Below are 18,379 nucleotides of genomic sequence, written 5' to 3'. Positions count from 1 at the left end.
GCTTGCCCTGCCCGCCGCCATCGGGAATCACCCCTGCATGGCGATTCTTTCCGACAAGTGGATCCGCGAAAAGGCGACGAGCGAAGGGATGATCGAACCCTTCGTCGAGGCGCAGCGGCGCGAGGGCTGCATCAGCTACGGACTGTCGAGCTTCGGCTACGACGCGCGGGTCGCGCCCGAGTTCAAGATCTTCACCAATGTCGACAGCGCGGTGGTCGATCCCAAGGATTTCGCGAGCAACAGCTTCGTCGATCGCGATACCGACGTTTGCGTCATTCCGCCCAATTCCTTCGCCCTTGCCCGGACGGTCGAATATTTCCGCATCCCGGAAGATGTGCTGGTTATCTGCCTCGGCAAATCGACCTATGCACGCTGCGGGATCATCGTGAACGTCACGCCGCTGGAGCCGGGCTGGGAAGGCCATGTGACGCTGGAATTCAGCAACACCACTCCCCTGCCCGCCAAGATCTATGCCAATGAAGGCGCGTGCCAGTTCCTGTTCCTGCAAGGCAACGAACGGCCCGAGGTCACCTATGCCGACCGGGCAGGCAAATACATGGGCCAGCGCGGGGTGACGCTTCCCCGGCTTTGACTCCGGCCATGCTCCCGCGCATCAGTGTGGCGGGAGACAAAGCATGAGCGAATTCCTGTTCGACCAGTGGCGCAGCCGTTCGCCGCACTATGACGAGACGCATGATGCCGTGGCGCAGAGCGTGCGTGCGTTCGTCACCCGTGAGATCATCCCCCATGTCGACGCATGGGAGGAGGCGGGCGAATTGCCACGCGCGCTTCACCGCAAGGCCGCCGAAGCGGGCGTGCTCGGCCTCGGCTATCCGGAGGAATACGGCGGCAGCGGGACGATCGTCGATGGCGGTTCCGACGGGTTCGACCGCTTCCACTCGCTGGTCCAGACGGAGGAACTGTGCCGCCCGGGGGCAGGCGGGATCGCCGCCTCCCTGATGACGCACGGTATCGGCCTGCCGCCGATCCTGGCGATGGGCAGCGAGGCGATGAAGCAGCGCATCGCGCCGCAGGTCCTCTCGGGCGACAAGATCATCTGCCTCGGCATCACCGAGCCGGGCGGCGGCTCGGACGTCGCGAACCTGAAGACCCGCGCGGAGAGGAAGGGCGCGGCTTTCATGGTCAACGGCGCCAAGACTCTCATCACGAGCGGCATGCGCGCCGATTACATCACGCTCGCGGTGCGGACCGGCGGCGAAGGCTTCGGCGGGATCTCGCTATTGCTGGTCGAGACCGACCGCACGGGTGTCTCGCGTACCGGTCTGCGCAAGATGGGCTGGCATTCGTCGGACACGGCGACGATCCATTTCGACGATGTCGAAGTACCGGAAGAAAACCTCATCGGGCCGGAGAATCAGGGGTTTCTCGGCATCATGCGCAACTTCAACGGCGAACGGCTCGGCATGGCTCAGCAGGCCGCCGGCTTTGCGCGAATCTGCTACGAGGACGCGCTCTCCTGGGCGCAGGAGCGCGAAACCTTCGGCAAGCCGCTCTCCCAGCGGCAGACCATCCGCCACAAGCTTGCCGAGATGCTGCGCAGGATCCTCGCGACGCAGGCGATGATCGATCATTGCACCTACACGGTCATCCAGGGAACGGCGCAGCCCGGAGAGCTTGCCTTGCTCAAGGTGCAAGCGACGCGGACGTTGGAGCATTGCGCACGCGAGGCGTGCCAGATCCTCGGCGGCGCGAGCTTCGTGCGCGGCAGCCGGATCGAGAGGATCTATCGCGAGGTGCGGGTGATGGCCATCGGCGGCGGATCGGAGGAGATCATGTACGATCTCGCGAGCCGCCAGTTCGGATACTGAGCGCCGTCCCTGGGCCGTAACGGCTTTGACTCCGGCCCGGCCTGCGCGCATCACGCGCGGCAAAGGAGAGAACCATGAGCAAGAAAGATCGTCCCCTCGACATCGTGGTGTACGGCGCGACCGGCTACACCGGACGCCTGGTCGCCGAGCATTTCGTGCGCGAATACGGCAAGCGCGAAGGCGGGCCGAAGTGGGCCATGGCCGGGCGCAGCCTTTCCAAGCTGGAAGAAGTGCGCGACCTGATCGGCGCACCCGCTTCGACCCCACTGATCGTCGCCGACGCAGACGACCCGGCAAGCCTCGATGCCATGTGCCAGCAGACCCGGGTCGTGCTGACCACGGTCGGCCCCTACCAGCTCTACGGCGATGCGCTGGTTGCAGCCTGCGCGAAGAGCGGGACCGACTATGCCGACCTGTGCGGCGAGCCTGCATGGATGCGCGAGCAGATCGACGCGCATCATGAAACCGCGAAATCGACCGGCGCGCGAATCTGCTTTTCCTCCGGCTTCGATTCGATCCCCTTCGATCTCGGCGTGCTGATGCTCCAGAAGGAAGCCGTCGAGCGGTTCGGCGCGCCCGCCCCGCGCGTGAAGGGCCGCGTGCGTGCGATGGCCGGCACGTTCTCAGGCGGGACGGCGGCGAGCCTGACGGAGACGATGAAGGCGGTCGCGAAGAAGCCCAAGCTCGCCCTGCTGCTGAACGACCCCTTCGCGCTGACACCCGCCTTCGACGGGCCCGATCAGCCCAACGGCATGATCCCGCGGCACGAGGAAGAGACCGGCAAGTGGGCCGCGCCCTTCATCATGGCGACGATCAACACGAAGAACGTCCACCGCACCAATTTCCTGCGCGGCCATCCCTATGGCGAGGACTTCCGCTACGACGAGATGATGGTCACCAGTCCGGGCGAAGCGGGCAAGGCGGCGGCCAATGCCGCGCTGGAGATGCTCAAGAACCCGTTCGGCGCGAAGCCGCCCAAGCCCGGTGAAGGGCCGACGCCGGAGCAGCGTGAAAACGGCTTCTACGACGTGCTGTTCATCGGCCTGATGCCCGACGACCGGACGATCCGCTACGGCGTCAAGGGCAAGTACGATCCGGGCTATGGCTCGACCAGCCGGATGCTGGCCGAGACCGGCATGGCGCTGCTCGACAGCGATGCCGAAGGCGGAGTCGGTACGCCCGGCTCGTTCCTCGGCGAGGCGCTGGTCGAGCGGCTGCGCGACCATGCCGAGATCAGCTTCGAGGTCGAGGACTGATCAGAAGCTGGCGCGCAGGCCCACGGTGAAGTTGCGGCCCGCGAGCGGCACGAAATCCTTCGTGAAGCTCGCCTGGCGGCGGCCGGTCGCATCGAAGATGTTGTCGGCCTTCACCAGCACGCTGATCGAATCGCGGCCCATCGGTCGCCAGGTCAGCGACGCGTTGACCATGGTGAAACCGTCGGTTCGCGTCTCGAACGGGGCGACCTTGTCCTGTGCGGCGAACCACTGCACTTCGGCTCGGGCATCGAACGCATCGGTCTCCGCTTCCAGCGCCCCGAGCAGGCTCAAGGGCGGAATGCGCGGCAGCGATCTCCCGTCGGACAGCTTGGCCCTCACGTATTCGCCGCGCAGGTCGGTCGAAACGGTGAGCGGCCCGGTATCGACGATGTCGTAAGTCACCTCGCCTTCGAAGCCGGTGTAGGTCGCATCGTCCTGGAGATAGGCGAAGACGGGCAGCCCGTCTTCTTCGGCTCCGGTCTCGGACAGGTAGATGTAGTTGTCGAACCAGTTCTTGTAGGCGGCGAGCGAGAATTCGGCCCGGCCGACCTTGCCTCGCGCGAACAGCTCCACGCCCCATGCGCTTTCCTTGACCAGGCCCGGATCGCCGAGCTCGTAAGCCTGCGTCGCGATGTGCGGTCCGTCGGAGAACAGCTCCTCCGCGCTCGGTGCACGGGCGACCCGCGACAAGTTGACCCCGGCACGCAGTGCCCGCGGCCCTTCGTACGCAAGGCCGATGGCGCCTGAGAAGGTATCGAAGTCGCGAGCGATCCGGTCTTGCGTATCGTCGACCGAGGTCATCTCGTATCGCGCCGACCCTTCGATCTGGAACGGGCCGTTGCCGTATTCCTGCAAGGCGAACAGCGCGAACTGCTCGGTCTCGTTAGGCGCGATGAAGGCCTCGGCCCCGGTCGCCACGAAATCGCGGTACATGAACTGCGATCCGATGCTGCCGCGCCAGGCGCCGCGCTCGTTCTGGACCAGCTGCATCCGCGCCTCGATACCCTCGACGTCGAATACCGTGCCGACCTCGTCGCCTTCGAACTCGGTGTGGGTGTAATCGGAATATCCGCCGCGGATCTTCAGCTCGTCGAAGAGGCCGTCGCCAAGCTCGACATCCCCGCGCAGGTCGGCGCGCCATTGGCGCAGGCCGATCGTGACCGGACCTTCTTCCTCTTCGCCGCTTTCGGCACCCTCTCCTTCGTCCCCGCCATGCGCATGGCCGGTGCCCGGCCGTCCCGGAATGCCATAGGCCGTGTCGTAGATGCCGACCGATACGCCCAAGTTGCTGCCGCCGCGGAAGAATGCGATCCCGCCATTCGCGGTCCAGGTTTCGGTCGCGGTATTGGGCACGAAGCCGCGCTGTTCGGCCGCTTCGCGCAGTTCCTCCGCCTCGTCGAGATGGCCTTCCCCTGCCTCTTCCTCCGCCTCGGCGAGAATCTCGGCACGAAACTCGTCGGACAGGGCGTAGCCGGGTATCTCGAGATCGCCGGTCTTGCGCCACGAACCGTCGGCATGGACGACGAAGCCCCCGCCCAGCGGTGCATCCACCGATGCACCCGCTTCGCGCAGGTCGGTCGCACTGTCCGCCCGCGCGATCGCGTCGACGTGAATCGGCTCGTCGGGAACCCGGCGCGGGATGCGCTTGTCGATGACGTTCACCGCGCCGCCGATCGCCTGGCTGCCGTAGAGCAGCACGGCAGGCCCGCGCAGGACCTCGATGCTTTCCGCCGTCAGCGGATCGATCGAGACCGCATGGTCGGCCGAGGTGTTGCTGACGTCGATCGCGCCGATCCCGTCGACCAGAACCTTCACCCGCTCGCCCGAGAAACCGCGCAGGATCGGGCGCGAGGCACCGGGCGCGAATCCGCTGGCCGTAACACCCGGTAACTTGGCGAGGACCTCGCCGACCTGGCCATTCATATTAGCGGAAAGCTCGGCACCCTCGACCACGCTGGTCCCTGCAAGCAGATCGAACTGGCGAAGACCCTGGGCCGTGACGATGATCGTCCCCTGCTCGTCCAGGCGTCGATCGTGAAAATCGTCCTCGACCCGCTCGTCGGCAGACGGATCACCGGATTGCGGAGGAGTGGGCTTGTCCTGCGCCCATGCAGGGGCAGCAATCGAAAGGGCGAGTAGCGAGGCTCCGAACGAAGCGAGGCGTTTTTGATGATACAACATTACGCGAGCAGATAGCGGGTCCGCCGTTCCAAGCAAGCGCTTTTGCCGCAGCGCAGCAACAGCGGCGCACGATTCGTCGCAATCCGTGATGTGGAGGTCCGGCAATCGGAAAATGGAGCGGGCGAGGCGATTCGAACGCCCGACCCTCACCTTGGCAAGGTGATGCTCTACCCCTGAGCTACGCCCGCTCACTGACGCTCCCGATGGGCGAACCATCGTGGGGAAGCGCGCGGTTAGCAGCGACCCCCAACGCTCGCAAGCCCAAAATCGCAATTGTCGCCCAGCCGCCTTGCGCGCCGCCCGCGCGCCCTTCACATTGCCTGCCGAGTGCCCACATGGGGCACGACATCAGCTACATGAACACGCGACAGGAGCACACCTTGGCCAGCATGGGTCTCAATATCGACGAACAGAAAGCGGTCGACCGCTTCCGCACGGAGGTCGTCGAACCTTCGATGACCAAGCTCGTGATCCTCGATTTCTGGGCCGAGTGGTGCGGACCGTGCAAGCAGCTTGCACCCGTGCTGGAGAAGGTTGCGGCAGATTATGCCGACAAGGGCGTGGTGCTGAAGAAGATCGACGTCGACCAGGAACAGTTCATTGCCGCGCAGTTCCAAGTGCAGTCGATCCCGACCGTCTACGCGATGTTCCAGGGTCAGCCAGTGGCGGACCTGACCAATGCCCGCACCGAAGGCCAGCTCAAGCAGACGCTCGACCAGATCCTCGCACAGGTTCCGGTGCAGGCTGGCGCAGCAGGCGATGCGGGCGCGCAGGCCGGACCGAGCGACGAGGAAATCCAGCAGTTCGTCGCCATGGGCGAAGAAGTGCTCGCGGGCGGCGATGCGGAGCGTGCTGCCGGCATTTTCGGCCAGGTGGTGCAGATGGCGCCGACCAATGCCGCCGCCCATGCCGGGTTGATCCGCGCATTGGTGCAGGCGGACAGGGCCGAGGATGCCCAGGCCCATCTCGATTCGCTCGATCCGGCGGTCGCGGACGACCCGATGGTCCAGACGGCCAGGAGCGCGCTCGAGTTGGCAGGGACGAAAGTTGACGATGGCGAGTTGCAGGCGCTTCGCGCACGTGCTGCCGAAAGCCCGGCGGACATGGGCGCGCAATACGCCTTTGCCGAAGCAGCCTATGTCGCAGGTCAGCGTGACGAGGCGGCAGACACCCTGCTCGCCATGATCGAGGCGGACCGCGAATGGAACGAGGGCGCGGCAAAGGCCAAGCTGCTCCAGATCTTCGAGGCGATCGGGCTCGAAGATCCGTGGGTGTCCGGCACCCGCCGCCGCCTGTCGAAGATCCTGTTCGGCTGACCGGCGCGATGAAGCTGTCGATCTTTCCCCTGTCCGGCGCGGTCCTCTACCCGGGGCTGCAATTGCCGCTGCATGTCTTCGAGCCGCGCTACCGTGCGCTGGTCGGCGATGCGCTGGTGCGCGACCGGCGGATCGGGATGATCCAGCCGCAACGCGCCGCGGAAAACGCGCCGCTCTATTCGGTCGGCTGCATCGGCCGGATCGAGGATGTCGAGGCGCTGGAAGATGGCCGTTACAACATTGTGCTCACCGGCGAGGCGCGCTTTCGGTGGAGCCGCGAACTCGATGCCGACACGCTGTTCCGCCAGCTCGAGGTCGAACCGATCGTCGACGACGAGGGTGAGGCCCTGTCCAGCATCGAACGCGCCAGCTTCGAGCGCGAAGCGCGGCGTTTCGCCGATGCGCAGGGCTACAGCGTCGACTGGAAGTCGGTCGAGCGGCTCGACGACATGTCGCTGATCAACGGCGTGTCGCAGATCGCGCCCTTCGACGCTGCGTCCAAGCAGGCGCTGCTCGAAGCCAATTCGCTCGCCGAACGGTGCGAACTGCTCGTCCAGCTGATGCAGTTCTTCAGCCTCGGCGATCCGGGCGAAGAGATCATCACGCTGCAATAGCCCCGGGGAAAAGGCCGCAGTCCGGGGCTAGAGCCCGAAGCTGCCCTTCAGCCCGTCGATCACATATTGCGCAGCGAGCGCTGCCAAGAGAACGCCGAGCAGGCGCGTAATCACGGCCTCGACCTTGTCCCCCAGCATCCGGATCAGCGGCCCGGCCGCGACCAGGGCAATCGCGGTCAGCAGCAGCACCGCCGCCAGCGCGCCCAGCACGACCAGCGTTTCGTCCATGCCGCGCGCCTCGTTCATCAGCAGCATGATCGCGGCGATCGCACCCGGTCCTGCGAGCATGGGCATCGCCATCGGGAACACCGAGACATCTTCCACTTCGGGAGTGGCGGCGATCTTCTCGGCACGCTCCTCGCGCCGCTGGGTGCGCTTCTCGAACACCATCTCGAAAGCGATCCAGAACAGCATCATCCCGCCGGCAATCCGGAAACTGTCGAGCTCGATATGCAGCGCACCGAGCAATTCCTGCCCGAACAGAGCGAAGATCAACAGGATGATCGAGGCGATGAACACCGCCCGAAGCGCCATGGTACGTGCCTGCGCGGCAGACGCGCCCTTGGTCAGCCCGGCATAGATCGGAGCGCAGCCGGGCGGATCGATCACGACGAACAGGGTGATGAAGGCGGAGATGAACAACTGGGTCATGACTCAGCCCGCTGGCGGAATATCGAGCTTCGCGGCGGCTTCCCACGTGCCGTCGCGAAGAATGTATGACGTGAAGACCCGCCGGCCATCGGCCAGCTGCAGCCAGTTCCAGCGCAAGGTTTCGTCGCGCGCCTGCCCGCCGCCCTGCCGCGTTCCTTCGGGATACAACCCTTCGGGCATGGGCGGAGGCGGAGGCCCGGCAGCCTCGCGGCAATCGGCGACGTGTCCCCGGACCAGATCCATGCCGCTCACGACGATCTCGTCGGGCCCAGGCTTCTCGGCAGCGGGCGGCTGCGGATCGTCGAGCGTCCCGACATCGTAGACCCACTTGTAACTGTCGTCGGACTGGCGCTGCCACACGGTGACATAGGTTCCGACCATGCCATCGGCATCGACGAGCCGGCCCCGACTGATCGCGACGTCGCCCGTGCAACTCAGCCAGACCGCGCGCGGTCCCCACTGGACGGCCTGTTCCGGATCCTTCTGCCCAGCCAGCCAAGTGCGGGCATCGATCGGGCCATTGCGGCCGTGGATGATCGCGCCTTCGGCCGAGAATTCGCGGAACGCGGTCCACTGCCCTTCCTCGCGAGCCATGCGGGCAAAAGCGCTTTCGGCGGCAACGACCTTGCCCGGTTGCGCCTCGTAGGGCGCATCGGCGAGCACGCGGTCGATCACCTGCGCCGAATAGCGCGGCCGCTGGGTCGCGCAGCCGGCCAGCGCCAGCACGATCGCAGCGGTGGCGAGCAGCCTCACAGCGTGTCGTCCGGCAAATCGAGACCTTCGTTGCGATAGGCCGCGACGATGGTGTTGCGCATCAGCACGGCGATGGTGGTCGCGCCCACTCCGCCGGGGACGGGCGTGATCGCCTTCACGTGATCGAGAGCTTCGTCGAAAGCGACGTCGCCGACCAGCCGCCCCTTTGCCTCGCCGGGTCCGGCCTCAAGCCGGTTGATCCCGCCGTCGAGCACGATTGCCCCCGGCTTCAGCCAGTCGCCCCTGATCAACTCGGGGACCCCGACTGCGGCGACGACGATGTCGGCCCGGCGCAGCAGTCCGGGCAGGTCGCGCGTGCGGCTGTGGGCCATGGTGACGGTGCAGTTCTCGGCCAGCAGCAGTTGCGCCATCGGCTTGCCGAAAAGGATCGATCGCCCGACGATCACAGCGTCCATCCCGGAAAAGTCGCCCAGCATGTCCTTGAGGATCATCGTGCAGCCGAGCGGAGTACAGGACACCAGCGTGTCCATTCCGAGCACCAGCCGGCCGGCATTGGTCGGCGTGATCCCGTCGACGTCCTTATCCGGATCGACCGCGGCGATGACCGCTTTCTCGTCGAGGTGTTTGGGGAGCGGAAGCTGCACGAGGATGCCGTCGACGCTCGGGTCGGCATTGAGCCTCTCCACCATCGCGACGAGTTCTTCCTGCGGCGTGTCGGCGGGCAGGCGATACTCGAAACTTTCCATGCCGAGCGCCACGGTCGCCTTGCCCTTGGACCGGACGTAGACCTCGCTCGCGGGGTCTTCTCCGACGAGCACCACCGCGAGGCCAGCCTTGCGACCGGCCTTGGCTTCGAATTCGCCAGCCAGCTTCCCGACGCGCTCGCGCAGGCCTGCCGCGAAGGCCTTGCCGTCGATAATCGTCGCGCTCATGCCGTCGCGTAGGCCACGTTGCTGAGCACGATCAGCAGGATCTGCAGCAGCACGATCAGAACCAGCGGCGAGAAGTCCAGCGCGCCGGTGCGCGGCATGATCTTGCGGATCGGCGCCAGCACGGGTTCGAGCAGCGAATTGATCGAATTGTAGACCGTCAGCAGGAACTGGTTGCCGGTGTTGATCACATTGAAGGCGAACAGGAGACCGATCACGAACTGGACGATGATCAGCATCACCAGCACGTTCGTCAGCAGTTCAACGATCTGGACGAGTGTAAAGAGGAGCAAGCTTGCGGCCTTTCGCTAAGGTTCGCTTCGTATTAGCCGAGCGTGGCGGGGTGTATCAACCTCGTAAGACGGGCTGCCCCCCGCCTTCTGGTCGATCGGCGGGTCAACCGCCGTTGCGGATCAGCGTGCCCGCGCCGCGCGCGGTGAAGAATTCGAGCAGCATCGCATGCGGCACCCGCCCGTCGAGCACGACGGCCGCGTCGCACCCGCCCTCGACCGCGTGGACACAGGTTTCCAGCTTGGGGATCATCCCGCCGCTGATCGTCCCGTCGGCGCGCAGTCTCGCGATATCGTCGGGTGTGAGGTCGGTGAGCAATTCGCCGTCCTTGTCGAGCACGCCCGATACGTCGGTGAGCAGAAACAGCCGTGCCGCGCCCAGCGCCGCGGCGATCGCGCCGGCCATCGTGTCGGCATTGATGTTGTAGGTGTGGCCGTCCTCGCCAGCACCGATCGGCGCGACCACCGGGATCATGCCGGAAGCGCCCGCGGTCTCGAGGATGGTGGTGTCGACATGCGCCGGCTCGCCGACGAAACCCAGGTCAACCGCCCGCTCGATATTGCTTTCGGGATCCTTCGCGGTGCGTTCGACCTTGGTCGCGGTGACCAGCCCGCCGTCCTTGCCGGATATTCCGATCGCCTTGCCGCCGGCATTGGCGATCCAGCCGACCAGCTGCTTGTTGATCGCACCGGACAGGACCATTTCCGCGATCTCCGCGGTCTGCTTGTCGGTGACCCGCAACCCGTCGACGAAGCTCGATTCGACACCCAGCCGCTTGAGCATGTCGCCGATCTGCGGCCCGCCGCCGTGGACCACCACCGGATTGATGCCGACGGCCTTCAGCAGCACGATGTCCTGCGCGAAATCCTTCGCCGCATTCTCGTCGCCCATGGCGTGGCCGCCGTATTTCACCACGAAAGTACGTCCCGCGTAGCGCTGGAAATAGGGTAGCGCCTCGATCAGCGTTTCCGCCTTGGAGAGCATCCGTTTCTGGTCGCTGTCGCTCATCTTCCTGTCCTTCGCTCGTGCGAGCGCGCCCTTAGCGCGGGACAGGCAGCGTGGGAAGCGGAGCCTGTTCGCAGCCCCGCCCCCGCATCGCGCCGGTTACTGCGTTTCGGCAGGCTCCAGCTCGTCGATCACGATCGGCTCTTCCGTGGCGGCACCGGTAGCGGTGGCCTCGGCGCCAGCGCCATTCACCATGCCGGAGATGTCCTCGCTCTCGCCCTCGCTCAGCGGCAGGTCGGTGTTCATCCGCTCCTCGTCGGTGGTGACGGCATAGTCGGGAATGGTCTCCAGATCCTCGTCACCGTCGGCATTGAAGAAGAAGATGACCGCGGCGACGGCCAGCAGGACGATGGCTGCGAGCCAGAGGTATTTCGCGGGGGACTTGCTCGAAAGGGGATCGCTCATGATGTGCTCCTGTTGCTGGTTTCATAGGCATAATGAGCGGACGCGGATGCCTGTTCCGACGATGGCTCGCCGGCACCGGGCAAAGGAAACCCCGCCGCACGGGAGTGAAGCGGGGTTCAAGGTGGAAGGTGGCTCGAAAACCGCCCTCGGGTCGCAAGGCACGGGCTAGGCCGCTTCCGCGCAGCCCGCCATCCCCCGCGAAAGGGCGTGTTCCGCGATGGGACAGGGCGGCCGCTCAGGCGGAGGCGTCCAGTTCGGCGGCGAGCGAGGCGAAGTCCGCATGGCCGGTCACCGGCGCGACCCGCTCGGCCCACATGCGGTCGATCTCCTGCGCGATGGCAGGCGGTACGGCCCCGCCATCGCTGCCCTTCGCCTGGACCTTGGTCGAATCGCTGGCGGCCGGGATGCCGAGATGCTCCTCCATCACCGCGCACATCATGGCGTCGTCGAAGCGATCCTTGTGCGCCACCATGAATTCGCGCGAGGTGCATTCCGCGATCCGGGCCACTTGCGCCTCGTCCACCGCGATCCCGAGCAAGTCCGCCATCCTGCGGATCATCGCCGGCTGGTTCTTGGCCGCCCAGCGATAGGCGACGAGCAGCGTATCGGGCTCGTCGCGCCGTGCCCACCAGCTCAGCAGATGGGTGTAATAGTCGCATCCGCCCGGCCCGCCGCCCAGCCAGAAGGGCATGAAGTCCTCCATCGCGATCGCCCCGCGCTCGATGTGCCAGCCATCGAAGAAGCGGTAGAGCGAAACGAAGGTCTCGTGCGGATCGCGCAGCGTGACGACATAGCGCCCGCCCGCCGGCAGCCGTTCGTATTCGCGATGGCTCTTGAACCCGCGAGGCTCGGCGCGCTGCTGCACGTTCACGTCGAAGTCGAGCATGTGGGCGGTGTCTTCCCACGGCGTCATCCGGCTGATGTCGTCGAAATCCATGTCGGCCTCGCCGGTCGCGGCGATCATGCGCAACTGGTGGAACATCTGCTGGGTCATGGTCGTGCCGCTCTTGGCCCAGCTTGTGATGTAGACATCGCCCGGCTCCGGGGTGATCGCGTGAGCGGGCCGCGGCTGCACACGCGCGTGCAGCGCACCCATGTTGATCCCCATTTCCTCGATCGAGCGCGCGCGGCGCCCCAGCCCGATGGTCATGTCCCCGTCTCCCCCACGCAGTCCGACCCGAGCAGGAGTGTCGCACGATGCGCTCGCAAGGGCAAATCGGCGTGCCCGCCCGCGCCTTGGCAGGTGCGCGGTGCGACCGGCTGCGCTAGGACGAACCGCATGGGCAGGATCGTCAAGTTCCCGAAGCGAAAGGGTCGTGGCACCGGCCGCCGCTATCGCCCGGGCAAAGCGCCCAGGCTGCCGAAATTCCACACGCGCGGGCCGATCCGCCGCAAGAGCCGCAAGACTTGGGGGCAGGCCTGGCGCGAGACGCGGCCCTGGGTGCTGTTCATCGCGCTGGTGACGGTGGTGACGATCGGATGGCAGAGCCCGGGCTTCGTCGGCCCGCCCGCCTTCCTCGAAGGTGAACCGGAACCGGTGGATCAAGACTTCTCGCGCTGCGGCGGCAAGAGCGGCTGGGGCGACGATGCCTGCGTGGTCGACGGCGACACGATCCGTTTCGACGAGCGCCGCGTCCGGATCGTCGGCATGGACACCCCCGAAATGGCATCGCGCTGCGCGGGCGAGGCCGCGCTGGCGGAAGCGGCGACGGTGCGGCTGCAGGCCTGGCTCAACGAAGGGCCGTTCGAGATGGTCGCGCGGGCAGACGATCCGGTCGATCGCTATGGCCGCGACCTGATGACGCTGCGCCGCGAGCAGCCCGACGGCACGTACGAGGATGTGGCCGACGTCATGCGCGCCGAAGGCCTCGCCCGCAGTTACTCGGGCGGCTTGCGCGAAGGCTGGTGCGACTGGGGCTGACGGGGCGGGCGATGGTGCGGCCGGTTTGGAATGCCGCTGCGCCAGCCCGACAGGATGGAGCACATGGAGCAGGGTTATGGAGCAATTGTCCGGCCCGCCCGCGCCGCGCATTCGAGCGGGAGATGCGGTGCGGATCGGAGCGGCGTCCATCCGCCCCGGCTAGCACCGCGCGGGCGCTGTAGGACAGGATGGGGTGGGCAGTGCCCTATTAAAAAGGTTCGCAGGCGAGCCCGTCGCCGTCGCCATCCATTTCAGGGCGATAGCCCGGATCGCCATAGCGCAACGGCGCCTTGCCCGCGGCGCGAACCTGGTCGCAGCCAGGGTAATACACGCTAGCCATGACTTGTTCCAAACGCGCATTCTCCTGCGGATCGAGCGGCATGACGGCGGGTGCGAAATACCAGACCCCCGCGGCGAGGATCGGCGGAGCGAGCGCACCGGAAACCATCCGATCGAGAAAGCCCTTCTTGCGCGTTTTGTGCCGGAATAGCGCCCGTCCGGCGAGCGCCCCTGCAATGCCGCCGATGCTGGCGAGCGTCACCAGCGAACTCTCCCGCACTCGCCAACTCCCGCGCTCCGCTTGGGCCTTGTCGAAGCCGAAGGCGGCGAAAGCGACGAAGTTGATCGCGATCAGATAGTAGATGGCCAGTTCAAACCACTGCATCGCGCGGTCTTAAAGCGAGCATGGTTCAGGAATGGTTGCTGATACCGAGTTCCGCTCGGCGGGTATTGGTCGTGCCAAAAATGCTCCCCCCTTCTTGGGGAAGGAGAGACTTGTCGGCTATTACGAATAGTCGCAGCCAAATGGGCCATTTGTCGTCAGCGTGAACTGCGCAAACTTTTTAGTTCCACTAACAAAGCCACGAATATTCGAACGCCTTAGCGGCTATGTGGACCGCCCTACTCCGCCGCCTGGACTCCGGCATCGCCCTTGGGTGCGACTTCGCCGAACATGTCCGGACCTTCGTCCTCGGCGACTTCCTCGTTCGCGACGCGGGCCTTGGCGCGCTTGTCGAAGGTCGACCACACGTCCTGCCAGTTGCCCTTGGTCGCGCCCTTGGAATATTCGGTCGCGCGCTGTTCGAAGAAGTTGGCGTGCTCCACCCCGTTCAGCAGCGGCGCAAGCCACGGCAGCGGGTGATCTTCCACCATGTAGATCGGCTGCAGGCCGAGCTGGCCCAGCCGCCAGTCCGCGATGTAGCGGATGTACTTCTTGATCTCCTTCGGCGTCATGCCGCTGACCGGCCCCATTTCGAAGGCGAGGTCGATGAAGTTGTCTTCCAGCCGCACCGACTTCTGGCAGATGTCGATGATGTCTTCCTTCACCGCCTTGGTGTAGCAATCGCGCTCGCGCACGAATTCGTGGAACAGGCGCACGATGCCTTCGCAATGCAGGCTCTCGTCGCGGACCGACCAGCTGACGATTTGGCCCATGCCCTTCATCTTGTTGAAGCGCGGGAAGTTCATCAGCATGGCGAAGCTGGCGAACAGCTGCATCCCTTCGGTGAAGCCGCCGAACACGGCGAGCGTGCGGGCGATGTCCTCGTCGGTGTCGACGCCGAACAGCTGCAGGTAATCGTGCTTGTCCTTCATCTCCTCGTATTCGAGGAAGGCGGAATATTCGCTCTCGGGCATGCCGATCGTGTCGAGCAGGTGACTGTAGGCCGCGATGTGGACCGTCTCCATGTTGGAGAAGGCGGTCAGCATCATCTTGATCTCGGTCGGCTTGAACACGCGGCCGTACTTGTCGTGGTAGCAATCCTGCACCTCGACGTCGGCCTGGGTGAAGAAGCGGAAGATCTGGGTGAGCAGGTTACGCTCGTGCTCGGTGATCTTCTGCGCCCAGTCGCGGCAATCCTCGCCCAGCGGCACTTCTTCCGGCATCCAGTGGATCTGCTGCTGCCGCTTCCAGAACTCGTAGGCCCACGGATATTCGAAGGGCTTGTAGGTCTTGCGGGCTTCCAGCAGCGACATCTCGTATCTCCGTTACGCGTTGGCCACCAGATATAGCGATTGGCAGCCCGATTGGTATGGCTTTCGCGCGGGTTATCCGCGCTTGGCCCGAAGGTGAGTCACCGATGCAACAGCTCGCGGCACGATCGCCCGAATCATCGCGGTACTCGCCCCCTCTGGTCCCCAAGCTATGACTCATCGGCGCGGCTGCGAAGGGCCGGACGGAGCGCGCTTGGGGATAAGCGGCGGGGAACGGTCGAAACGCCTCGTGGGTTGTCAGGGGGAAAGGACTTTCCACCATGAGCGACACCCCGAAATACGATCCGACGAAGACCGACGAGCCGCAGGCGATCAAGAACCCCGCCGGCGATGCGCGCCCGGTCTACGACCAGTACGAGGTCAACCAGCCCTCCTCCACCAATGCCAAGGCGCCCGAGGCGGGGGCCCAGGGCGGCTACGGCAACGGCCGCGACGAGGACGGCCACATGGAGCAGGAGCAGGCGGAGGAACTGCCCGACCCGGCAGCCGACGATCATTTCGAAGGGCAGGCATCGGACAACCCTCCCGGCGGCGAGGGCAAGCCGGTTCCCGGCGAGATCTCCGACGATCCGGCGGCCCGCGCAAAGGCTGATGCGGCGCGTCCATTGGGCGGCAGCTAGGCGGATTTCGGGCGGAAGATTTGCGATACAAACCGCGACGTAAATGAACCGCCGAGCCAGCCCCGGTTAAGCCGGTCAGGCCTAGAAGAAAGGCAAGCGAGGCGTCGCCTGTTTTCTCCCCTTTTGCGGGCGACGATCGCGGACCCGAGACGCCCCTTCATCGCCGAAGGGGCGTCTTTATTTTTGCCCGGTTCGCCATTCTCCACCACCCGTGCACAAGCGTCGGCGAAGCGTGGACCGATTGCTCCGGCCGGCCGTTATATAAACATAACCCATTCAAAAGGCGGGCCAATCCCGCAGAAAGATTGTTTTATGTTCGAGAAGCTACGCATCAAGGAACACATGGAAGTCGTCGACTACAAGGGCCAGCATGTCGGCACGGTGGACGACACCAGGGATGACGCGATCAAGCTGACCAGGTCCGACAGCAGCGACGAGATGCATCATTTCCTCTCGCTCGACGATGTCGACAAGATCGATGACAACCGCATCTACCTGAAGGAAGGCGCACGCATTCCCGAAGGTCTGGGCAACAAGGCCGTGCTCGAACGCGCCTGATCTCCCATACCGACATGGTCGCTCCTCATAACGAGTCGTAGCGATGGCGAAGCCCCGGCCCGCATGAGCGGTTCCGGGGCTTTCCGCATGCCCCGCCCTTTCGCAGGCGAAAGGATTTTGCAATGGAGGCCCGGTCTATTCGATTATCCAGTCGCGAGGTCGCCCATGCGTAGCTTGTCTCTTGCCACCGCCGCTCTGGCGGTTTCCTCTGCCGCCTTCGCCCAGCAGGCGGACGACACCGCCTACCTGCCCAAGCCCGATGCCGTCGTGGCGGACGGATTGCCGCCGATCCCGATCGAACTGGCCGACGCGCTGAGCCAGTACACCGACAGCCGCAGCGCCGCCTTCCGCGGATGGGACGAAGCGAACCGGGCGATGATCATCGCCACCCGTTTCGCCGACACTTCGCAATTGCACCGGGTCATGGCCCCCGGCGCGGCGCGCACGCAGATCACCTTCGAAAGCGAGCCGGTCGGTTCGGCCGTCTACACCGGGGACGGCAAGGTCCTGCTCACGACGAAGGATATCGGCGGTAGCGAGTTCAACCAGATCTTCCGGGTCGAGAATGGCAAGCTCGTCCTGCTGACCGACGGCAAGAGCCGCAATTGGATCGGCGCGACGAGCGAGGACGGCTCGTTGATCGCCTTCACCTCGACCAGGCGCACGGGCCGCGACAACGACATCTACCTGATGGACCCGCGCGATCCTTCGACCACACGCCTCGTGGCAGAGCGCAGCGGCGGGGGCTGGGGCGTCGGGGACATTTCACCCGACAACAAGACGATGACGCTGGTCAATTACATCCAGGTCACCAAGTCCGACATGTACCTGCTCGATATCGAAAGCGGCGCGATCACTTCGCTGACCGATCCGAACGAGACGGCGTTCTACGCCGGCGGCGGCTTCGACAAGCAGGGCCGCATCTGGGCGCTGTCCGACGTCGACAGCGATTTTCGCCGGGTCGGGACAATCGATCGCCAGACCGGCAAGTTCACGCCGGTGATCGACGAGGAGTGGGACGTTTCCGACCTCGACATGTCCGAAGACGAGAGCTTTATGGCCTACACGATCAACCGGGCAGGCCAGTCGGTATTGAAGATCCGCGACATGGCGACCGGGGCGACCCGCGAGGTCGATCTGCCACCGGGGATCATCGGCGGTATCGAGATCGCTCCGTGGGGCGAAATCGGGTTCACCTTCTCCTCCAACCGCTCGCCTGCCGATGCCTACAGCGTCGATCCCAAGACGCTGAAGGTCACGCGCTGGACCTACAGCGAGACTGCCGGCCTCGATCCGGCGCGCAACGTCGACCCCGAACTGGTCGAGATCGAGAGCTTCGATGGCGAGAGGATCTCCGGCTTCCTCTACCGGCCCGATCCGGCGAAGTTCCCCGGCAAGCGCCCGCTGCTGGTGAGCATTCACGGCGGCCCGGAAGGCCAGTCGACCGCGGGCTCGATCGGGTCGATGAACTATTACGTCAACGAGCTCGGCATCGCGCAGTTCTTCCCCAATGTGCGCGGGTCGACCGGCTACGGCAAGCGCTTCGTCAGCCTCGACAACGGACCGTTCAAGCGGGAGGACTCAGTGAAAGACATCGGCGCGTTCCTCGACGCGCTGGAAGCCGATCCGCTGATCGATGCCGACCGGATGGCGGTGCGCGGCGGCAGCTACGGCGGCTACATGTGCTATGCCAGCGCGATCTTCTACGGCGACCGCTTCGATGCGGCGAGCTGCGTGGTCGCGATCTCGGACTTCGTCACTTTCCTCGAGAACACGCAGGACTATCGCCGCGACTTGCGCCGCGTCGAGTACGGCGACGAGCGCGACCCGGTCCAGCGCGCCAAGCTGAAGGAAATCAGCCCGCTGACCCGCGTGGACGAATTGCGGATCCCGCTGATGGTTTCGACCGGGGCGAACGATCCGCGCGTGCCCGCATCGGAAGCCGACCAGATCATCGCCGCGGTGCGCGCAAACGGGGTCGAGGCCCGGCACTTCCTGGCGATGAACGAAGGGCACGGTTTCGCGAAGAAGGAAAACGCGGACTATTACACGCTCGCGCAGCTGATGTTCCTCCAGCAATATCTGCTGGGCAAGTAA

19 protein-coding genes and 1 tRNA gene are annotated in these 18,379 nt (G+C 65.2%); 9 read left to right on the top strand and 11 right to left on the bottom strand.

Annotation, left to right across the window (positions count from 1 at the left end; all coding sequences use genetic code 11):
* Positions 1-37 precede the first annotated feature (37 nt).
* The 3 genes from dcd (at position 38) to GRI48_RS09955 (ending at position 3,085) form a co-directional block, all read left to right on the top strand.
* A complete protein-coding gene (gene dcd, locus GRI48_RS09965) occupies positions 38-592 on the top strand; it encodes a dCTP deaminase (protein ID WP_160674822.1) in 555 nt (184 codons plus the stop codon).
* A gap of 43 nt (positions 593-635) precedes the next feature.
* Positions 636-1,829, top strand: a complete 1,194-nt coding sequence (locus tag GRI48_RS09960; RefSeq protein WP_160674819.1) for an acyl-CoA dehydrogenase family protein — start codon at positions 636-638, stop codon at positions 1,827-1,829.
* Between the two features lie 74 nt (positions 1,830-1,903).
* Complete coding sequence (locus GRI48_RS09955; protein WP_160674816.1) at positions 1,904-3,085, top strand: saccharopine dehydrogenase family protein; 1,182 nt, start codon at positions 1,904-1,906, stop codon at positions 3,083-3,085.
* Here GRI48_RS09955 and GRI48_RS09950 read toward each other — a convergent pair whose 3' ends face one another.
* Positions 3,086-5,266 carry a TonB-dependent receptor gene (locus GRI48_RS09950; protein ID WP_160674813.1) on the bottom strand — a complete coding sequence of 727 codons (2,181 nt, stop codon included), beginning with the start codon at positions 5,264-5,266 and terminating at the stop codon, positions 3,086-3,088.
* Between the two features lie 113 nt (positions 5,267-5,379).
* Positions 5,380-5,454, bottom strand: a tRNA-Gly gene (locus GRI48_RS09945).
* A gap of 147 nt (positions 5,455-5,601) precedes the next feature.
* Here GRI48_RS09945 and GRI48_RS09940 point away from each other — a divergent pair.
* On the top strand, positions 5,602-6,582 hold the full coding sequence (locus tag GRI48_RS09940; protein ID WP_160674810.1) for a tetratricopeptide repeat protein: 981 nt from the start codon (positions 5,602-5,604) through the stop codon (positions 6,580-6,582).
* Positions 6,583-6,590: 8 nt separating this feature from the next.
* Positions 6,591-7,196 (top strand): LON peptidase substrate-binding domain-containing protein, encoded by a 606-nt coding sequence (locus GRI48_RS09935; protein ID WP_160674807.1) that lies wholly within the window; start codon positions 6,591-6,593, stop codon positions 7,194-7,196.
* 27 nt (positions 7,197-7,223) lie between these two features.
* On the opposite strand, the gene GRI48_RS09930 is transcribed toward GRI48_RS09935, so the two are convergent.
* From GRI48_RS09930 to GRI48_RS09900, 7 genes are all read right to left on the bottom strand, one after another.
* The gene (locus tag GRI48_RS09930) at positions 7,224-7,847 is read right to left on the bottom strand and encodes a MarC family protein (RefSeq protein WP_160674804.1); all 624 of its coding nucleotides are present in this window, start codon (positions 7,845-7,847) and stop codon (positions 7,224-7,226) included.
* A 3-nt stretch (positions 7,848-7,850) separates the two neighbouring features.
* Complete coding sequence (locus tag GRI48_RS09925; protein ID WP_160674800.1) at positions 7,851-8,600, bottom strand: hypothetical protein; 750 nt, start codon at positions 8,598-8,600, stop codon at positions 7,851-7,853.
* Positions 8,597-9,493, bottom strand: coding sequence for a bifunctional methylenetetrahydrofolate dehydrogenase/methenyltetrahydrofolate cyclohydrolase FolD (folD, locus tag GRI48_RS09920; protein WP_160674796.1), 897 nt, complete (start codon positions 9,491-9,493; stop codon positions 8,597-8,599). Before folD ends, GRI48_RS09925 begins: the two co-directional genes overlap by 4 nt.
* Complete coding sequence (locus GRI48_RS09915) at positions 9,490-9,783, bottom strand: YggT family protein (RefSeq protein ID WP_160674793.1); 294 nt, start codon at positions 9,781-9,783, stop codon at positions 9,490-9,492. The genes folD and GRI48_RS09915 overlap by 4 nt, the downstream gene beginning before the upstream one ends.
* 103 nt (positions 9,784-9,886) lie before the next feature.
* Positions 9,887-10,789: an acetylglutamate kinase gene (gene argB / locus GRI48_RS09910; RefSeq protein ID WP_160674790.1), complete on the bottom strand. Its 903-nt coding sequence runs from the start codon at positions 10,787-10,789 to the stop codon at positions 9,887-9,889.
* Positions 10,790-10,885: 96 nt separating this feature from the next.
* Positions 10,886-11,191, bottom strand: coding sequence for a hypothetical protein (locus GRI48_RS09905; protein ID WP_160674787.1), 306 nt, complete (start codon positions 11,189-11,191; stop codon positions 10,886-10,888).
* A gap of 235 nt (positions 11,192-11,426) precedes the next feature.
* Complete coding sequence (locus GRI48_RS09900; protein ID WP_160674784.1) at positions 11,427-12,341, bottom strand: sulfotransferase domain-containing protein; 915 nt, start codon at positions 12,339-12,341, stop codon at positions 11,427-11,429.
* Between the two features lie 129 nt (positions 12,342-12,470).
* Between GRI48_RS09900 and GRI48_RS09895 the strand changes: the two genes are divergently transcribed.
* Positions 12,471-13,112: a thermonuclease family protein gene (locus GRI48_RS09895; protein ID WP_160674781.1), complete on the top strand. Its 642-nt coding sequence runs from the start codon at positions 12,471-12,473 to the stop codon at positions 13,110-13,112.
* Positions 13,113-13,320: 208 nt separating this feature from the next.
* On the opposite strand, the gene GRI48_RS14335 is transcribed toward GRI48_RS09895, so the two are convergent.
* Together GRI48_RS14335 and GRI48_RS09885 are read right to left on the bottom strand one after the other, a co-directional pair.
* Positions 13,321-13,776 carry a DUF1294 domain-containing protein gene (locus GRI48_RS14335; RefSeq protein ID WP_237451808.1) on the bottom strand — a complete coding sequence of 152 codons (456 nt, stop codon included), beginning with the start codon at positions 13,774-13,776 and terminating at the stop codon, positions 13,321-13,323.
* 236 nt (positions 13,777-14,012) lie between these two features.
* Entirely contained in the window at positions 14,013-15,086 is a 1,074-nt protein-coding gene (locus GRI48_RS09885; RefSeq protein WP_160674778.1) for a ribonucleotide-diphosphate reductase subunit beta, read from the bottom strand.
* A 278-nt stretch (positions 15,087-15,364) separates the two neighbouring features.
* On the opposite strand from GRI48_RS09885, the gene GRI48_RS09880 reads away from it, so the two are divergent.
* The 3 genes from GRI48_RS09880 to GRI48_RS09870 all read left to right on the top strand — a co-directional run bounded on the left by GRI48_RS09880 (position 15,365) and on the right by GRI48_RS09870 (position 18,379).
* Positions 15,365-15,724 (top strand): hypothetical protein, encoded by a 360-nt coding sequence (locus GRI48_RS09880; protein WP_160674775.1) that lies wholly within the window; start codon positions 15,365-15,367, stop codon positions 15,722-15,724.
* A gap of 312 nt (positions 15,725-16,036) precedes the next feature.
* Positions 16,037-16,282, top strand: a complete 246-nt coding sequence (locus GRI48_RS09875) for a DUF2171 domain-containing protein (protein ID WP_160674771.1) — start codon at positions 16,037-16,039, stop codon at positions 16,280-16,282.
* A 165-nt stretch (positions 16,283-16,447) separates the two neighbouring features.
* Positions 16,448-18,379 carry a S9 family peptidase gene (locus GRI48_RS09870; protein WP_160674768.1) on the top strand — a complete coding sequence of 644 codons (1,932 nt, stop codon included), beginning with the start codon at positions 16,448-16,450 and terminating at the stop codon, positions 18,377-18,379.

The sequence above is a fragment of the Qipengyuania oceanensis genome (genome assembly GCF_009827535.1).
Classification (GTDB): domain Bacteria; phylum Pseudomonadota; class Alphaproteobacteria; order Sphingomonadales; family Sphingomonadaceae; genus Qipengyuania_C; species Qipengyuania_C oceanensis.
This window is presented reverse-complemented; position numbering and strand designations above follow the sequence as displayed.

Bases quoted from the DNA above. Each gene is read 5' to 3' on its own strand.
- GRI48_RS09930 (WP_160674804.1), bottom strand. From the start codon at position 7,847: ATGACCCAGTTGTTCATCTCCGCCTTCATCACCCTGTTCGTCGTGATC.
- GRI48_RS09955 (WP_160674816.1), top strand. From the start codon at position 1,904: ATGAGCAAGAAAGATCGTCCCCTCGACATCGTGGTGTACGGCGCGACC.
- dcd (WP_160674822.1), top strand. From the start codon at position 38: ATGGCGATTCTTTCCGACAAGTGGATCCGCGAAAAGGCGACGAGCGAA.
- GRI48_RS09875 (WP_160674771.1), top strand. From the start codon at position 16,037: ATGTTCGAGAAGCTACGCATCAAGGAACACATGGAAGTCGTCGACTAC.
- GRI48_RS09960 (WP_160674819.1), top strand. From the start codon at position 636: ATGAGCGAATTCCTGTTCGACCAGTGGCGCAGCCGTTCGCCGCACTAT.
- argB (WP_160674790.1), bottom strand. From the start codon at position 10,789: ATGAGCGACAGCGACCAGAAACGGATGCTCTCCAAGGCGGAAACGCTG.
- GRI48_RS09935 (WP_160674807.1), top strand. From the start codon at position 6,591: ATGAAGCTGTCGATCTTTCCCCTGTCCGGCGCGGTCCTCTACCCGGGG.
- GRI48_RS09905 (WP_160674787.1), bottom strand. From the start codon at position 11,191: ATGAGCGATCCCCTTTCGAGCAAGTCCCCCGCGAAATACCTCTGGCTC.
- GRI48_RS09900 (WP_160674784.1), bottom strand. From the start codon at position 12,341: ATGACCATCGGGCTGGGGCGCCGCGCGCGCTCGATCGAGGAAATGGGG.
- GRI48_RS09880 (WP_160674775.1), top strand. From the start codon at position 15,365: ATGAGCGACACCCCGAAATACGATCCGACGAAGACCGACGAGCCGCAG.
- GRI48_RS09950 (WP_160674813.1), bottom strand. From the start codon at position 5,266: ATGTTGTATCATCAAAAACGCCTCGCTTCGTTCGGAGCCTCGCTACTC.
- GRI48_RS09870 (WP_160674768.1), top strand. From the start codon at position 16,448: ATGCGTAGCTTGTCTCTTGCCACCGCCGCTCTGGCGGTTTCCTCTGCC.
- GRI48_RS14335 (WP_237451808.1), bottom strand. From the start codon at position 13,776: ATGCAGTGGTTTGAACTGGCCATCTACTATCTGATCGCGATCAACTTC.
- GRI48_RS09885 (WP_160674778.1), bottom strand. From the start codon at position 15,086: ATGTCGCTGCTGGAAGCCCGCAAGACCTACAAGCCCTTCGAATATCCG.
- GRI48_RS09895 (WP_160674781.1), top strand. From the start codon at position 12,471: ATGGGCAGGATCGTCAAGTTCCCGAAGCGAAAGGGTCGTGGCACCGGC.
- GRI48_RS09940 (WP_160674810.1), top strand. From the start codon at position 5,602: ATGGGGCACGACATCAGCTACATGAACACGCGACAGGAGCACACCTTG.
- folD (WP_160674796.1), bottom strand. From the start codon at position 9,493: ATGAGCGCGACGATTATCGACGGCAAGGCCTTCGCGGCAGGCCTGCGC.